11 protein-coding genes are annotated in these 17,470 nt (G+C 43.8%); 8 read left to right on the forward strand and 3 right to left on the reverse strand.

The genetic code is table 11. The features are described 5' to 3' along the window. Positions 1–170: 170 nt before the first annotated feature. From HP548_RS22750 to HP548_RS22785, 8 genes are all read left to right on the forward strand, one after another. Positions 171–587, forward strand: coding sequence for an RDD family protein (locus tag HP548_RS22750; RefSeq protein WP_076288706.1), 417 nt, complete (start codon positions 171–173; stop codon positions 585–587). Positions 588–906: 319 nt separating this feature from the next. After that, positions 907–2,532 carry an extracellular solute-binding protein gene (locus HP548_RS22755; protein ID WP_175382947.1) on the forward strand — a complete coding sequence of 542 codons (1,626 nt, stop codon included), beginning with the start codon at positions 907–909 and terminating at the stop codon, positions 2,530–2,532. 56 nt (positions 2,533–2,588) lie between these two features. After that, positions 2,589–3,512: an ABC transporter permease gene (locus tag HP548_RS22760; protein ID WP_072732961.1), complete on the forward strand. Its 924-nt coding sequence runs from the start codon at positions 2,589–2,591 to the stop codon at positions 3,510–3,512. A 10-nt stretch (positions 3,513–3,522) separates the two neighbouring features. Then, positions 3,523–4,404: a carbohydrate ABC transporter permease gene (locus HP548_RS22765; RefSeq protein WP_063563855.1), complete on the forward strand. Its 882-nt coding sequence runs from the start codon at positions 3,523–3,525 to the stop codon at positions 4,402–4,404. A gap of 102 nt (positions 4,405–4,506) precedes the next feature. Continuing rightward, positions 4,507–5,565 (forward strand): glycoside hydrolase family 88 protein, encoded by a 1,059-nt coding sequence (locus HP548_RS22770; protein WP_409347673.1) that lies wholly within the window; start codon positions 4,507–4,509, stop codon positions 5,563–5,565. Positions 5,566–5,825: 260 nt separating this feature from the next. Continuing rightward, complete coding sequence (locus HP548_RS22775; RefSeq protein WP_246318162.1) at positions 5,826–8,153, forward strand: helix-turn-helix domain-containing protein; 2,328 nt, start codon at positions 5,826–5,828, stop codon at positions 8,151–8,153. Between the two features lie 23 nt (positions 8,154–8,176). After that, positions 8,177–9,826 (forward strand): extracellular solute-binding protein, encoded by a 1,650-nt coding sequence (locus HP548_RS22780; protein ID WP_175382949.1) that lies wholly within the window; start codon positions 8,177–8,179, stop codon positions 9,824–9,826. Positions 9,827–10,021: 195 nt separating this feature from the next. Beyond that, the gene (locus tag HP548_RS22785) at positions 10,022–12,688 is read left to right on the forward strand and encodes a discoidin domain-containing protein (RefSeq protein ID WP_175382950.1); all 2,667 of its coding nucleotides are present in this window, start codon (positions 10,022–10,024) and stop codon (positions 12,686–12,688) included. A 1,292-nt stretch (positions 12,689–13,980) separates the two neighbouring features. On the opposite strand, the gene HP548_RS22790 is transcribed toward HP548_RS22785, so the two are convergent. From HP548_RS22790 to HP548_RS22800, 3 genes are all read right to left on the reverse strand, one after another. Beyond that, positions 13,981–14,946, reverse strand: a complete 966-nt coding sequence (locus tag HP548_RS22790) for an NAD-dependent epimerase/dehydratase family protein (RefSeq protein WP_099859316.1) — start codon at positions 14,944–14,946, stop codon at positions 13,981–13,983. 4 nt (positions 14,947–14,950) lie between these two features. Then, the gene (locus HP548_RS22795; RefSeq protein WP_099859315.1) at positions 14,951–15,400 is read right to left on the reverse strand and encodes a MerR family transcriptional regulator; all 450 of its coding nucleotides are present in this window, start codon (positions 15,398–15,400) and stop codon (positions 14,951–14,953) included. Between the two features lie 959 nt (positions 15,401–16,359). Then, the gene (locus HP548_RS22800; RefSeq protein ID WP_217504778.1) at positions 16,360–17,457 is read right to left on the reverse strand and encodes an FAD-dependent monooxygenase; all 1,098 of its coding nucleotides are present in this window, start codon (positions 17,455–17,457) and stop codon (positions 16,360–16,362) included. Positions 17,458–17,470 lie beyond the last annotated feature (13 nt).

Raw genomic sequence — 17,470 nt, forward strand, 5'->3', positions numbered from 1 at the left:
TAGAAATATAACAAAAGATTTAAAAGTTAAAAGGTTCGCCATGAAAAGGCTTCTCAACAAAAGTTGAGGAGCCTTTCTCGATTCCTTGAATAGGATGATTAAGAACTTAATGGAATATTTTTCTGTTATACTACATGGATATGTGTCTACATACATTCAACTAAATCCATATGAAAGGAGGCATTCATTTGAGAGAAGCAGGTTTTTGGGTTAGATTAGGAGCAAACTTGTTAGATGGAATTATTGTTTCAATCCCTTTAGCCATTATTGTAGGTGTACTGACTGGAAATTATGATAATGACGAGCCTTTAGCTAAACTACTGAGTGGATTATATTCCATTTTATTACCTGTATTATGGAGTGGCCGAACGATAGGAAAACGTATTTGCGGAATTCGAATTCGAAAATACGATACACATGAGCCCCCTGGAATTGGAACCATGCTCATGCGAGTTGTTGTTGCAGGACTGGTATATGGAATCACATTTGGCATTGGTTTCATTGCGAGTGTCATCATGGTTGCTGTACGAGAAGACAAACGTGCAATACATGATTTTATCGCAGGTACCGAAGTTGTTTGGGACTAAAAATGCGAAGGTAATCCCCGGCACAAATATTGTTTATGTTCCAATCCACTCATATTCACACACGTTACAGACGATGAACCTTGTTCATGGTCTGTTTTTTTGTGCTGCCATAAGTACAGTCACAAACCCGCGCCAACACTGCAAAATCAAGGCATGGCAGAAGATTATATAGAGAATTCGTCTATCGTTTTGGCTAAATGATCATTTGGTTCTGACGAAATCAACATGTCATTTCATCTTTTGCGAATATCGCTACAATGCGCTCTCCCTTACTCTGAGGTAGAGCACAGACATTCCCAAAAGGTGGAGGATAAGGTCCATGAGAAGAAAAGTGTTATCTACGAGTTTGATGATCCTGTTATTAGGTACAACGATCCTGGGGTGTTCGTCCGGAGACAGTAAAACGGGCGATGCTGAAAAAGGCACACCAAGCGGATCAACGGAAGCAACAACCTATCCAATTCAAACGGATAAGACGCTTACGTACTGGGGTGAAATTAACGGAAACTTGATCGGGGTCAAAAATTCGCACAGCGAAATTCCATTCTTTCAAAAATGGCAGGAAAAAACCGGCGTGCCACTCAAATTCACGGCACCACCGACCGGTCAGGTCAGAGAATCCTTTAACGTGATGCTGGCTTCCGGGGATTTGCCTGACATGCTGGAGTACAATTTTATCGGAGATTTCCCTGGTGGACCGGAGAAAGCCATCAATGATGGTTATATCCTCAAGCTGAACGATCTGATTGACCAGTATGCTCCGAATCTGAAGAAATACCTGCAGGACAATCCGGACATCGACAAGATGGTCAAAACGGACAGTGGTAGCTACTATGTATTCCCGTTCATTCGGGGAGATGAGTATCTTCGTGTCTTCCAGGGACCAATCATTCGTAAGGATTGGCTGGATGAGCTGGGACTGCCTGTTCCGGAAACGATTGATGAGTGGACAACAACTCTGAGAGCCTTCAAAGAGAAAAAAGGCGCAGCCGCTCCGTTCTCTGTTGTAAGTAAGCCACGATTCTTTAACGATTCCGGTAATGGTGCTTTCCTGGGCGCCTTCGGTGTAAACCGTGGATTCTATCAGGAAGACGGACAGATCAAATTTGGTCCTGCGGAAGAAGGTTTCAAAGAATACTTGAAGTTATTCCAGGAATGGTACAAAGAAGGCTTGATTGATAAAAACATCTCAACAGCGGATACCAAATCCGTTGACGGTAACCTCGCTTCGGGTGCTACTGGCGCTAGTGTCGGTAACGCAGGCGGAGGTATTGGCAAATGGCAACCGCTCGTAGAAGCAAATGATCCGGATGCCGTTCTGGTCGCCGCACCATATCCGGTACTTAACAAAGGGGATATTCCTAAATTCGGCCAGCTTAACCAGGGTTATGCCTCGGAAGGTACGGTTGCCATCACAACAGCAGCCAAGGACCCGGAACTTGCCGTTCGCATGCTGGATTACGGCTATAGTGAGGAAGGGCACATGTTCTTCAACTTCGGTGAAGAGGGTGTCAGCTATAACTTGGAAGGAGATTATCCGAAATTCACGGACTTGTTGCTAAAGAATCCGGATAAACTCGCTCCTGCACAAGCGATTTCACTATATGCCCGCAGCAGCTATAACGGTCCATTCGTTCAAGACAAACGTTATGCCGAGCAGTTCTTTGCATTACAGACTCAGCGTGATGCCATTGATGTATGGAAGAATACACAGGCCGCCAAATATAATCTGCCTTCAATCACACCTACACCTGAAGAGAGCTCCGAATACGCGACCATCATGAATGATATCAACACACTCGTCGATGAGATGACCATCAAGATCATTCTGGGTAACGAACCAGTGGATCAATTCGAGAGCTATGTCGCGAAAATGAAATCGTTACATCTGGATCGAGCTATTGAAATCCAAACAGCAGCACTCGAACGCTACAACAACCGGTAATTGTAAAAGGGGAGGGCTCTAGCCCTCCCGATTGAAAAGAGGTGAAAAGGTACATCATGAGCAATCGTCAATCCTTTAGAAGCCGGTTCGTGCGGGACTTCATGATGAACAAGTATTTGTACATCATGATGATTCCCGTTATTGGATATTATTTAATATTTCATTACGGTCCGATGTACGGCGCAATTATTGCCTTTAAAGATTATTCTCCGATGAAGGGTATTTTGGGGAGTGATTGGGTTGGGCTGAAGCACTTTGAAGAGTTTTTCAACAGTTATTATTTCTTGCGTGTTCTGAAGAACACCCTTCTTATCAGTTTGTACACACTGGTCTTCGAATTCCCCGCACCGATTATTCTGGCGCTGCTCATTAATGAAGTACGCAAGCGCACGTTCAAGCGGGTCGTTCAGACGATAACGTATATGCCTTATTTCATCTCTCTCGTCGTCATATGCGGTATTATTACAGACTTCACGAACGCGGATGGTCTAATCAACCGTCTGATCATGATGCTTGGATATGACGGTCAGGCGATGCTGCAAAAGCCGGAGCTGTTCCGTCCGATCTATGTTCTGTCTGAAATATGGCAGCGGATCGGTTGGGAATCCATTATCTATATTGCTGCGTTGATGAGCATCGACCTGGAGCAGTATGAAGCGGCTAAGATAGACGGAGCGAGCCGTCTCAAGCAAATGTTTCACATTACGCTACCCGGATTGCTGCCTATTATTACGATCATGTTCATTCTCCGGATGGGTAATATGCTGAATGTCGGGTTCGAGAAAATCATTCTCCTTTATAATCCGGTGACCTATGAAACGGCTGACGTAATCTCCTCCTTCGTATATCGAAAGGGATTGTTGGAGTTCGGATGGAGTTACAGCTCGGCAGTTGGTCTATTTAACTCGGTGATCAATCTCGTTCTTCTGATTTCGGCGAACTATATCAGCCGCAGAGTGAGTCAAAACAGCTTATGGTGAGGTGGTAACTTTGATTAAGGAAAGCGGTTGGTTTGACCGAATCTTTACGATCTTCAATTATACGTTTCTAATCCTGCTCGTCATCGTCACATTGTATCCACTGCTCTACGTGTTATTTGCGTCCTTAAGTGATTCGGCGCAGCTGTTAGCAAACAAAGGCCTCCTGTGGAAGCCGGTCGGCTTTAGTCTGGAAGCATACAAGAGTGTACTTGCCAATCCAGGTATAGCCACAGGTTTCCGCAATACATTGTTTATTCTTGTGTTCGGCGTTATCGTCAACCTGTTCATGACTGCGCTTGGTGCATATGTGCTATCCCGTAAAAACGTGATGTGGAACAAGGTGTTCATGTTCTTTATCGTGTTCACGATGTTCTTTGGCGGCGGGTTGATTCCACTGTACCTGGTCGTAAAAGGTGTTGGCCTGTTAGATACATTGTGGTCGACCATTCTGCCTTTTGCCATCAGCACGTTTAACCTGATCATCATGCGAACGTCATTTATGGGCATTCCGGACAGCCTGGAAGAGTCGGCCAAGATTGATGGAGCGAATCACTTCACCATTTTGTTCCGTATCATTATTCCGTTGTCCATGCCCGTCATTGCCGTGATGATTCTGTATTACGCGGTCGATAAGTGGAACGGGTGGTTCTATGCATCAGTATTTATCAAAAGCCGAGAACTGTTCCCATTGCAATTGGTGCTGCGTGAGATTCTGATCGCCAATTCTACAGAGAGCATGTCGGCCGGTGCATCGGCTGGGGATCGCTTCCAGATCGGGGAAACCATCAAGTATGCGACGATTATGGTAGCGACGATACCCATCCTGTGCATCTATCCGTTTTTGCAGCGCTTTTTCGTGAAAGGTGTCATGGTTGGTTCATTGAAAGGTTAAATCAGAGTATTGAAGAACGGTAAGGAGGTATGAGGTTACATGAGCGTATTAAATGAAGTGAACAAGGACGTGTGGGATCAGATTAAAAGTAAAGCCGATCAGATGCTTGCAGCCATAGGTGAAAAGTCTCCGCATGTCGCAGGAGCAAATGGCATCTATGACGACATGAGAATCGATTGGTGGACCTCGGGATTCTGGCCGGGCATATTATGGATTGTGTACGATATGACGGGTGATGAGAAATATAAAGAGGCTGCATGGAATTGGGATGAGCGACTATCGGAACGTTTTCTAGAAAACAACTACTTTGATCACGACGTGGGCTTTCATTTCCTGCCTACGGCTGTCATCAAATACAAGCTCACCGGTGATACCGATGCCGCAAGGCGTGCCTTATTTGCCGCCAACTTTCTGGCTGGCCGTTTCAATACCAAAGGCGGCTTCATCCGGGCTTGGAATGGAGACATGCTGGGCTGGTCGATCATCGACACCATGATGAACCTGTCATTGCTCTTCTGGGCGTCTGAGGAAAGTGGAGATCCTCGTTTCAGCCATATCGCCAAAGCTCATGCGGATATGGTCATGAAGCAATTTGTGCGGGAAGATGGTTCTGTGCATCATATCATTCGATTTGATCCCGAGACAGGTGAACGGACAGAAGCGATAGGTGGACAGGGAGCGGCGCCGGATTCGGCATGGAGTCGGGGAGCGGCGTGGGCTTTATATGGATTAACGAATACGTATCGTTATACAGAGGACCCGTCATATCTGGATGCTGCACAGCGTGTGGCGAACTTCTTCATTTCCAGCCTGCCCGAGGATAGCGTTCCGCATTGGGATTTCCGTGCTGAGCCCGAAGAAGGGGAGGAGATCCCACGAGACAGCTCCGCTGGTGCCATTGCTGCTTCCGGATTGCTTGAGCTTGCAGATGTTCTTCCTGATCCAGAAGGCAGACTCTATGCCACCGTTGCCAAACGTATCCTGAGTTCCCTGCGGGATCATTATGGAACCTGGGATCTTCCTGAGCACGAAGGTATGCTTCTCGAGGGAACCGGTCATAAACCGGCAGGTCAGAACGTAAACGTCTCGCTCATTTACGGTGACTATTTCTACGTCGAGGCGAGTGCCAAACTAAACGGTTGGAAGCATCGCATTTTCTAAAAAAATTCTAAGAATATTTAAATAACATTCTCAACTTGATACCGATTTGATACCGAATGCCCGATAGACGAAATTAGTCTATTCGGGCTATTTGTGCTTGATTTGACGGGGAAAATCGGTGGTGGCTACCCTTTTTGTCAATCGAATTGAACTTTTTATCTATATCCCAATTGCGCTCTTACCGTTATAATAAATTCCTGATCCAAACATAGATAATCTACGAAGAGTTGGGTGATGAGTTGTTGCTAAACATTCGATATTTGTGGCAAAAACGAGAAAGCATAATTGTAACCTGGCTTGTCTCTTACAGTGCTGTTTTGATTGTGCCGATTCTGATCAGTTTGGTTATTTACATGCAAGCAAATGAAACTTTGAAGAGTGAAATACATCGAGCCAACGATTCTTTATTGAAGCAGATGCGTTATACGATCGATACACAAGTTGATCTGATGAAACGGTTAAACATGGAAATGACGTGGAGCCCAAATCTGCAAACGTTGATGTATTCCAATCAGCCGGCCAAAGAGGCGCCGTATACGGCATACCAACTGGTAAAGGAACTCCGTCTCTATAAAACATCCTACGCATCCATCGATGAATTCTACGTCGTGTGGAAAAAAGATCAATCCATTCTCCGTTCAGGTAATATTCGGGATATGCGAACGGCATTTCATACCATACATAACACAGGTGCAATGTCTTTCGAAGCATGGCGGGATCAGATTCTGGGTACAGAGACGAATCAATTCGTTATACTGCCACATCAGAATGCAGCTCCGGCGGAGTCTTCCATTGCGTACATTACACGTCTGCCTGATGATTTGAATGGTCAGGAGACCGGTACGGTTGTCGTCATGGCGGATACGCGAAGATTCCAGGAAGCAATTGAGAGCATTTCAGGTTTTAGTGATGCCACGCTGCTGATTCTGAACCAGAATAACGAGATTCTGATGAGCAATCATCCGGGGTCAGAGGAATTGAAGCCATTCATGAATGGCAATCAGGTTCAATTGGATAACGCCAAGGTAGGCAAGTCGGAGATGTTCTACATGGACTCTGCGGTATCCGATCTCAAGTACGCATTGATTATTCCCAGCAGCCTATATTGGGAAAAGGCAGTGTATGTCCGCAATTTTACGTATATCAGCATCGTAGTGAGTCTCATTAGCGCGGGTGTACTGACCTGGTTCTTCATGCGCCGGAATTACTCCCCAATCCAACAGCTCGTGGAATCACTAAAAGACAAAAATAGTCAGAACGAACCTGCTGATCGGAACGAACTTCGGTTTATTCAGAAGGTCATCATGAACACACGTTCAGAAAAGAATGAGATTGCCCAGCAGTTGCAGAAACATCAGCAGGTGCTGCGCTCCAATATGATTAATCGGCTTCTCAAAGGCAAACAAGATACGCTTGTGCCTTATGAAGATGCATTCCGTTCATTCCATATGCCGCTGTATTCAAGTGAATTTGCTGTTATCCTATTTGTTATCGAGAATGAAGAGAATCTCTATGGAAAGCTGCCAGGTATTGATATCAACGAACGAAACAAGCTAATCCATCTCATTATTTCCAATGTGGTTGAAGAACTGGCTTCAGAGCGTCAGCACGTCGGATATGTGGCTGAAGTTGATGATATGATGGTCTGCCTTGTAAATATGAAAGCGGATTCTTCGGATTGGAACCAGGATCTTCATCACATTGCGGCAGAAGCGCAGCGATTCCTGGAACGTTATGATATGGAATTGACGATCTCCATCAGTGGACGCCATACGTCGTGGATTGGTATCGCCGAAGCATACCAGGAAGCTGTAGACGCGATGGAATACAAAATGGTGCTTGGCAAAAAAGGTATCATTACCTATGGCGATGTCCGCAGCGATGCGATGGCGGATGACCCGTTTGGCTACTACTATCCGCTTCAGGTGGAACAGCAGCTTCTTAATTTCATCAAAGCGGGAGATACCGACCAAGCCAGCGCTTATATGAACGAGATTACAGAGCGAAATTTTGATAAACCGATTATGTCGCTCACACTTGCGCGTTGCCTGATTTTTAACCTGGTAGGTACAATGATCAAGGCTATCAATGATCTGGGGGACAGGGATAACCATACGCTAACCCAATACCCGCATCGGATTGAGGACATTATTGCTGGGGATACCATTCAGGAGATGCAGGAGGCATTGCAGAACTTGCTTGAGGAGGTATGTTCCTATGCCGCTGACAAACGCGCAACGAATGTATCACAAGAACGTGAGGATTCCCTGCGTCATCTCAGTACCCAAGTCACGCAGTATATTGAGAATAACTATACAGACGTGAATTTGAACGTCAACGCCATTGGTGAACATTTTGAGCTGAAGGGCAGTTACTTGTCCAAACTCTTCAAGAATCAGACTGGTGAGGGTCTGCTGGACTGCATTCATAAGTGCCGAATCCGACAGGCTAAAGAAATGATTGAACATAAACAGGAATCCATTACAGAAATATCCCGAATGGTCGGGTATAACGATGCAGCAACTTTCATCCGGGTATTCAAGAAATACGAAGGCATTACGCCAGGTAAATATAAAGAAATCAGTTGATTGATTTGAAAGGAGACCGGAACATGAACGTAAAGAGGAAGTTGGCATTCATAGCAAAGTTGACAGGATTCATCCTACTGCTTGGCATGCTGACTGCTTGCGATCAGAACGGGACAGATTCGGATGCCAAGCTGGATGAACGTTCCGGCTCATCAGAGTACCAGACCGTCTCAATTGCTTCACCCAATGACGATGGAAAATTAACCTACTGGGCAGAATTGAATGGCAATGCAGCAAGCATTAAGTCCAGCTTCAATGAAGTTCCTTTTTTTCAGGAGTGGCAGCGGAGAACCGGAGTCAACCTTCAATTCATCCGGCCTCCAGCCAATCAGGCCAAAGAAGCGATTAATGTGCTGCTTACGTCCGGAGAGCTCCCAGATATGATTGAATACGAGTGGAGCAATTATCCCGGTGGGCCGGAGAAAGCGATCAAAGACGGATATATTCTGAGATTAAACGATGTTATTGATCAATACGCACCTCATCTGAAGCAGTACCTGACGGAGCATCCAGACATTGATATGCAGATTCGCACAGCGAACGGAAGTTATTATGCGTTTCCTTTTGTCCAGGGAGATGATAAGCTGCGAACCTATCAAGGGCCGATTATCCGGAAGGACTGGCTGGATGAACTTGGACTTGATGTGCCAACAACGATTGACGAATGGCATACGATGCTTCAGGCATTTAAGAACAAAAAGGGAGCCGACGCCCCGCTTACTTTCCTTGGTGTTCCGAATCCGTTGTTTGGTATCGAAGGAGGCGGTTTTATTGGCGCTTTTGGCATTAAAAAGGGGTTCTACGTGGAAGATGGCCACATTAAGTTTGGGGCACAAGAACCTGAATATAAGGCGTTTCTATCCTTATTTCGTGAATGGTATGCGGAGGGACTCATTGACAAGAATCTAGCTGCCGTCGATTCGGAGACTCAGGATACAAACATGACCACAGGACGCAGCGGAGCGAGTATCTGGAATGCAGGGGCGGGGATTGGTACATGGCTACCCATCTTGCAAGAGACGGATCCCCATGCAAAGCTTGTGCCAGCGCCATATCCTGTCATGAACAAAGGAGATCGCCCGAAATTTGGTCAACTTGCTCCCGCGATCGGTTCCAGTGGAGTCGCCATATCCAGCAACAGTCATCATGTAGAAGAAGCAGCACGGATGTTGGACTACGGATATGGGCCTGAGGGACATTTGCTGTTCAACTTTGGTATTGAAGGTGTTAGTTTTAAGATGAAGGACGGGTATCCGACGTATACCGAGACTATTTTGAAAAACCCTGATAAGTGGTCGCCGGCACAAGCGCTTGCGATGTACACGAGAGCGAGTTATTTCGGTCCATTTGTCCAGGATACGCGATATATGGAACAATATTATATTTTGCCGGAACAGAAAGAGGCGGTGCAGTTATGGTCCAGTACAGATGCTGTTCTGCATCAGGTACCTACTCTGCCCAAAACCGAGAAAGAAAGCACGGAGATGTCAGTCATCATGCAGGAAGTGAACAAAGTGGTGGACGAGATGTCGCTTAAAATCATTTTTGGCATTGAGCCGTTGAATGCATTCGATACGTATGTCGAGCAAATCAAGTCATTACAGATTGATCGTGCGATTGAGATTCAACAACAGGCGTTAGAGCGATATAATCGCGCTGTATCCTCTAAATAAATCCTTATATTGTATAAAATGGGCATTGAAGTGTCGTTTTTGTTGATGTAATTTCGTTCCCTCGTGCTCTACAATCGGTTATGACATGCTGAGTTGGCATGCACATGACTCTTGCTTGAGCAGGATCGGAGGTGACTATAGGGTTTCTTGAAACCGCTCACATACTCTGAAATCCAAAAGGAGGAGAACGAAAGCATGCGTAGAAAGTGGCCTTTTTTATTGTTGGCATTTACGTTGACCGTTGGATTGTCTGCACCTGGAACCCAGGAGGTTCGAGCGTCAGAAGGTGACTCACAGCCATCTATTGATCGTGCCGGTGAGAATCTGTCTTTGGGTACGGATGGCAGAAGCAGGCTCTATCCAAACGATTGGTATCCAGGATTTAAAGATGAACAGGGAAGGTTTCTGCATGACTTTTCGTATGCCGGTTATAAGCGCGGGGAAACAGAACTACCAAAAACGGCTAAGAACAAACGTATTGACGTTACCAAATCACCGTATTTTGCCGATCCTTCAGGGGGCCGTGACGCAACACAGGCTATTCAAAAGGCAATTGATGCTGCTGTTGCGTTAGGCGGGGGTGTCGTGTATCTTCCCAAGGGTACATATCAGGTTAACCCTCAGGACGGCAAGGATTATTCACTAAACATTCCTGCAAGTCGTGTGGTCCTGAAAGGTGACGGGATGAACAAGACTCATATCTATAATGCACAGCAAAATATGAAAAACAAGGATATTATTCGGATCGGTAACGGAGATTGGAAGAAAACCGGAATTTCTACGAAACTTCGCAAGTCGGTTACTGATCCAACCGTCCTGCTACCCGTTGAGGACACAAGCGGATTTGCGGTGAATGATTACGTGGTCATTTCATTCGAAACGACGCCGGGTTTCTTACGTGAACTTGGCATGCAAAACAAGTGGTCGTCCCGTCTCGGGAAAGTAGAACCGTTATTCTATCGCCAAATCGTGGGCGTAGATTCAGAGAACAAAACGATTACGCTAGACATTCCAACGCGTTATCCAATGAAGCTCCGCGATGATATTATGATTAGTCAGACCGCAGATCCGATTGTCGAAGTAGGTTTGGAGGATTTCTCGATTGCAAACATTCAAAATGCAAAGTCAGGGCTTGGTGAAGACGACTTCAAAGTCGTTGGGACAGCTGGGTATGAAGCCGATAATGCCAAAGCGGTCAATGTGATTGCAGTGGCGAACAGCTGGATTCGAAATATTAACACCTATAAGCCAACTGGCAATACAGATTACCATCTGCTATCCAAAGGGATTATTCTGGATCGTACAAAGAACGTCACAGTAGATCATGTAACCATGCAGTACCCGCAGTATCGTGGGGCAAATGGGAACGGTTATTTATATCAATTTATTGGCAATGATAATCTCATTAAGAATAGTAAGGCAATAGGAGCTAGACATAGCTTCACATATGCCAACTTCTCTGCGAACGGGAATGTCCTGCAAGGTTCGTATTCTGAGAAACCTTCATTATTAACTGATTTTCATATGTATTTAAGCATGGCAAACCTGATCGACAACCTGGTCGTTAACGGAGACGGGATCTCTGCCATTACACGTGATTATGGATCATCAGAAACGAATCGTCATGGGGTGGTAACCACTGAAAGTGTGTTCTGGAATACGACCGGTCAGGCGGCACACCCTAGTAAATCCGGTGTTATTGTAGAATCAGAACAATTCGGGAATGGATATGTCATTGGAACCAAAGGAAAGGACACCGGCGTGAACGTCAACATTGTCGGTTCCATTCCGGATGCGAATACGCAACCATTTGATATGGCGGAAGGCATTGGTGAGGGCGATCGTTTATCCCCGCAAAGTTTATATCAAGATCAGAGCAAGAAACGAATCAAAGATCTTCATCTGGGGCTTCAATCCCTGTTGGTGAATGGCGAAGCTATAGGAGGTATGCAGTTCTTAAGAACGGATTACGTTCATACTTTGCCTTATGGCACAACCGAAACGCCGATCATCTCTGCAAAAGCTTATGCCAAGGATGCAAAGGTTAAAATTAAGCAACCGCAAGGGACTAATGGAACCGGAGAGATCACTGTATCGTATCGGGGTCACACCCAGAACATACGAGTGAAGTTTAAGGTAGCTGATACACCCGTACTTCCAGAGAATATCTCCATAAGTCCCAATAAAGCAGTACCCGGCTGGAGAGTCGCAGGTAATGCAATCAGCGCAGGCGGAAGCGGAGAATTATCCTCGTTTCTAACATTAGATAATGGTGAGATCGTAAACATTGCAGAATTGAATGTTCCTGTAACGTACACATCAAGTGATGATACGATCGGATATACGGAAGGAACTACATTCCATGCTTTAAAAGCGGGAAAGGTCGACATCGTCGTGAGCTGCGTCTTTAATGGCGTAACGGTCGAGGCACGGGAGAAATTTGAGGTCAAAGAGCCTATGGTCGAACCGGAAGGACCGTTCGCCGTTGTAACCAAAGTTACGGCAAGTGCAGATGATGGCAATCTGCCGATCCATACGATTGATCGTGATCCAGACTCCAGATGGTCTGCAGATGGAAAGGGACAATACCTGCAGTTGGAGCTTGAGCAACAGATTCAAGTAGGGCAGGTAAGCATTCAATTCTATAATGGACATACGCGATCCAATTATTTTGATTTGGAGATATCAACTGATGGTATTAATTACCAAAAAGTATTAAGTAATGTGGCCAGTCAAAAACAGGCTGCCTATGAAACATTTGAATTTGAACCGATTCAGGCCAAATTCATTCGTTATGTCGGGCAAGGCAACGAATCCAATACCTGGAACAGTATTATTGAATTTTGGGTACACGAGAATTAAAAATGACGTAGGATAAAATTAAAGAAATTTAGAGAGTCAAATATAATATGCGCTCATTATAAAGCTGGAATGAGTGCATATTATAATTTAAGATAACTGAGTTGTGTGATACGACAATTATAATATGCGGTATCACATATTTATCCATACGAAATTAAAAATATCTCGGGGGTTATAAAAAGAAAAAGCCACATTTATCCATGGGATGTAAGTGTGAGTGAGTTGATTATGGAATCATCAGTTAACTGAAGATAATTGATTGGGTTAAGGTGCAATTATAACAACTGTTTCACAAAACTCGTATTTTGTACATATGTCATAGATCGACGATTTAATCAAAATCCTGTCGGAGGACAAGAACTTGTACCGTTAAAGGACAAGAACTTGTACCTATTGCTGTTTACTTCTCTCTTTACCCTCCCGAGTTTATGGGTTTATGGTTAATAAATAAGAGCAATCAGTCTTTTCAGACTGACTGATCCAAAAATTTGATTTTATAACAGTCTCTTTACGTTTTTTATCAGTATCTTAATGTTCATTATCACCTTATGTTAAGCATCTTTCTTATTTGATTTGGCCGTTTGGGACAAGAACATGTACCGTTAAAGGACAAGAACTTGTACCTATTGCCGTTTACAAACCCCTTTTCCTATTCATTTTAAACCGAGTTAAACACAAAAAAACCGTTAATCTGAAAAGATTAACGGCTTCAAAAACTTAATTTTTTCACATATCTCTCGACTGTTTTTTGGAGGATCTTATATTCATCACTTGGATTACTCATGTTCACTATCGCAATTTTTTTGTGGTGTATACGATATCATTGATTGAATATTCTTGTTTAGCGGTTTCATGTTGATTTGGGCAATTGCAATTGTTAATAAACAATGGTTCTCTGTTTTGCAAATGATAATACTTAATGTTGCTAGATGAGTTGTTCTCATCAAAGTTGTATTTGAAAGCGACATCTGAAAACGAGCAATCCCTCATATTCTCACTTTCATTCCAAGAAGGTACGCTAATTTCTTTACTTCTATTCCCTGCGGTTTCCATTCAGGCACAGAAGAAATTCTCACTGAACTGAAAAACCAGTTTTTCAAGTATCCAGGAAAGCCCCCATATCAATACTTTTACGGCTGGAAGGTTGCTTATCCCTTTTACCCATAAAAAAACCTCCATTCAACAAGATTAAGTCTATCTCACTAGATATCTTTTTTCTCCTATCTACTAGAAGGGGATAACGCCGACTTAGCGCCCTTTGGTTCATAACAAACAAATTGAAAAACTAATATTCACTTCTTCTCTTGATCAAACCAATTATTTTCTACCATGTATGATACACTTTCTTCGATGGTTTCCAACAGTGTATGTCTTGGTTTATAGCCAATAAGTCTTTTTCCTTTTTCAATGCTAAAGTTCCCGCTACGGGCGATGTGGTAATAGGTCCGATCAATATAATCCGGATTTTTTGTATAATCACACCATTCATTCCACGAAAGGAACTTGATTCTTTCCTCCTGCCTAAAGTAACGGTACATCGCTTGTGCATAGCCTAATAGAGTAATTGATTCTTCGGCTACCGCATGAAAACTCTCTCCTAAGGCCGCCTTACGATGAGTTATTGCATTAAAGAAAACTTGAGCTACATCGTCTGAATGAACATGATGTAAGGTTTCCATTCCGAAATTCGGAAGAGCAATTTCTTCGCCTCGTGCAATTTTATCAAAGACCATGTAGTCATGATTAGCCATTGGGTTCATAATGACCCAACCAGGACCCGAGATTTGACCTGGCATAATAACCGTTTCAGGGAAACCCTCTTGCCGATAAATGTGATGCAGGTACTCCTCGCTTTTTGCTTTCTGTAGGCCATATTCGTCCAATGGAAACTTAGGTTGATCCTCCACAGTGGGAAAGGTTGTCGCTTGCCCATGAGCCCAGATTGAAGAACAGAACACATAATGGGCAAGATTTGTGTTTTTAAGGGCTCCTGTCATGCGTTTTGTATCCTCTAGGGAAAAGTTAATTAGATCAACTACAATATCTGAATTCAATGTAGCTATTTTCTTCTCAAAGTCTCCATTTAATTCGTTCTCTCGGTCAATAAGCATCGGTTTAACCTCTTCCCATGCAGGATCTGCTTTGTAGGGTTTGCTCTGACCACGAGTAATGTTAATAACCTCATGCCCCGCCTTGACTAACTTAGGCACAAGATACGTTCCGATATGGCCACTACCACCAATTACTACAACTTTCATGGTATTATTCCTCCAGTTTTCCAAGTTTTGCCAATCTTCCCAATGGCATTTTCGTTGCTTCCCCATCATTATTGTGATGGACCTCTTCAGTTCCTGCTTCGAGTGCTTTTTGATAATAGTTACGTTTGAATTCGATGCACTCTCGGTAGACTTGCAATTCTGCTATTTGTCTGTCAACTTCATCTTTCCTCTGCTTAAACATATCGAATCGTTTCTGTATAGAAGCGTCACCTTCTTTGGTCCAATCGATAAATGTCCGAATATCTTTAATGGACATTCCCGTTTTTTTCAGGCAATATATAACATGCAAAAATTCTAAGTCTGATTCATCAAACAATCTTACTCCGTGTTCATTTCGTTTTACAAAAGGTAATAGTCCTTCTTTTTCGTAATAGCGTAATGTATATGTCGAAATGTTCATCTTTTCAGCTAACTGTCCAATGGTGAAATTCAAATTTTCCCCTCCTCGTTTAATTTGAACTTACTTCCTCCATCTCATCCCTCAATTTTAACCTGGTCACAACTATGTTGAATCTGTTTCACCCAGTAAGCTTAACCAGAGTATAGGGCTTAGAGTTAACTGTAAGTCAAACTACCTATTTCTAATGATAGATGCCTTGTGAGCATTCTTTAACAACTACTCAAATGGATCGCAGTTTTAAAAGTAGCTATACATATGATCAGTTTCATTTTCTATAATATCGATTAAGTATGTGATATGCATACAATTAACATGTAATGTATGATCAAATAAAATAAAAACAACCTGTCCTCCATGAAGTTTTTTGACTCCCCTTGTGCAATTGATTAGATACCAATATTTGAAATGACTCAAGCAACCATTCTCTAGTTTTGTAACGTTCATTAAACACAGCTGCCCATTAGTTGAATGGATTAACGGGCAAAGTAACGATTAGATATACGCCTAATCGGCAATAGTAATATGTTTTTGTCCAGTACGGTAATCGGTTCAAGTTCTTGTCCCTAACAATGACAAATCAGCACTAAGTACGATATCTGCATATCTTTTCCTTCCCTTGATCCAAAATCACATTCAGCTTCCTTCCCTTTTCTTTGCTAAAGTACTTGTTAACGAACTTGTTTTATCTATTTCAAATGGGATTACAATTCCAGCGGAAAACCTCTTAGCGTTGAAGCTAGTCTCTTGATCATAATCCATCAAAAGAGACTCACTTCTACACTTAGATATCCATCTACTCGGCAATCGGTACAAGTTCTTGTCCTTGGCTTGGGACAAGAACTTGTACCGATAAATTAAAAAAGCCGCTAAAATAGCGACTTCAAAGGGACCATGTTCCTCACCCTCGACAAACGACGGTAGCCGATCATCTAAGTCGGTACCGTCGTTTTATGGTAGAGTTATTAATTTCTATTAATTGAGAAATTCATGCACTATCGTCCAAAAGTTCGACTAAAGGACTGTCCCGACTGCACAATCTGACGTACACCTTTTAACCGTTTAGACTCATATTCCAAAAGAGCCTCGGCTCCTTTCGTTCCTTGTATTCCCTCTGCAACACAATCGGCCAGAGTTGCAGCATCTTGTAATGATGAATTAAATCCTGATGCTGTTAGTGGCGTAAGTACATGGGCTGCATCTCCAACAATTGCGATACGGCCTTTCACAAGTGTGTCAGGAACATATTCAGCAATAGGTGTTCCTATGAGGTTACGAGTATGAATGCTATGAAGGATCGCAGCTAACCACGGCTCGGGCCATCTTACTGAGGCTTGTTTAGCAAGCTCAATCAGTGTCTCTTCTGGTATGTCAGCAGCATTCAGTGAATGCCGCACAACGTTGCCTTCTACACATCCAAGACGACGTAACAGATCATTTCGGGAGTTATCGTACCATGCCCATCCTAAACGTCTATACCCTGGAGCGTAGGAGCCATCTGTTCCAGCGACGATACTACCGAGTAAAAAGTCACCAATTCCATCGGGCATTGCAACCCTAGGGGCATTGAGAGTAGGCCGGTGCTCTTCAGGGATATCCTTTTCTTCTACAAGAGCTACCCATATCATGTATCCCGCAAAGGTCGCGTTTGGTTTATGCGGAGCAACATGGCGGCGCACCGTGCTGCGGTGACCATCTGCACCAATCAAAATATCTCCGTAGTATTTCTCCCCTCTATTCGTTACAACCCAAGCAGCTTCCACGTCCTGGTCAACAGCATGAACACCGCTATCATAATGCAAGTCGATTCCAGGATTAGCTTTTGCTTCTGCGTACAATCGCGATTCTACAGATGACCAAGCCTCAACAGACTTGACTCCGCCTGAGGCAAGTTTCCTTAAAACTTGTGCTGTTACTGTTCGATCCATATCTCCACTATCGACTTGAAGAACTGCTCCGCTGCGTGGCTTCGCCCCCGCTCTCTCTAAAAGAGTAACCTGTAATCCAGCTCTTGCAAGCGCGATTGCAGCCATTAATCCGGAAAGCGACGCACCGACAATTACAGCAGATTTGCTGGTATTATTTTTATTCACTATATTTTCTCCC

It is taken from the genome of Paenibacillus taichungensis (genome assembly GCF_013359905.1).
Lineage (GTDB): Bacteria > Bacillota > Bacilli > Paenibacillales > Paenibacillaceae > Paenibacillus > Paenibacillus taichungensis.

Excerpts from the sequence above, each read along its gene's own strand:
- HP548_RS22790 (WP_099859316.1), bottom strand. The coding sequence starts at position 14,946 with ATGAAAGTTGTAGTAATTGGTGGTAGTGGCCATATCGGAACGTATCTT.
- HP548_RS22770 (WP_409347673.1), top strand. The coding sequence starts at position 4,507 with ATGCTTGCAGCCATAGGTGAAAAGTCTCCGCATGTCGCAGGAGCAAAT.
- HP548_RS22760 (WP_072732961.1), top strand. The coding sequence starts at position 2,589 with ATGAGCAATCGTCAATCCTTTAGAAGCCGGTTCGTGCGGGACTTCATG.
- HP548_RS22780 (WP_175382949.1), top strand. The coding sequence starts at position 8,177 with ATGAACGTAAAGAGGAAGTTGGCATTCATAGCAAAGTTGACAGGATTC.
- HP548_RS22785 (WP_175382950.1), top strand. The coding sequence starts at position 10,022 with ATGCGTAGAAAGTGGCCTTTTTTATTGTTGGCATTTACGTTGACCGTT.
- HP548_RS22750 (WP_076288706.1), top strand. The coding sequence starts at position 171 with ATGAAAGGAGGCATTCATTTGAGAGAAGCAGGTTTTTGGGTTAGATTA.
- HP548_RS22755 (WP_175382947.1), top strand. The coding sequence starts at position 907 with ATGAGAAGAAAAGTGTTATCTACGAGTTTGATGATCCTGTTATTAGGT.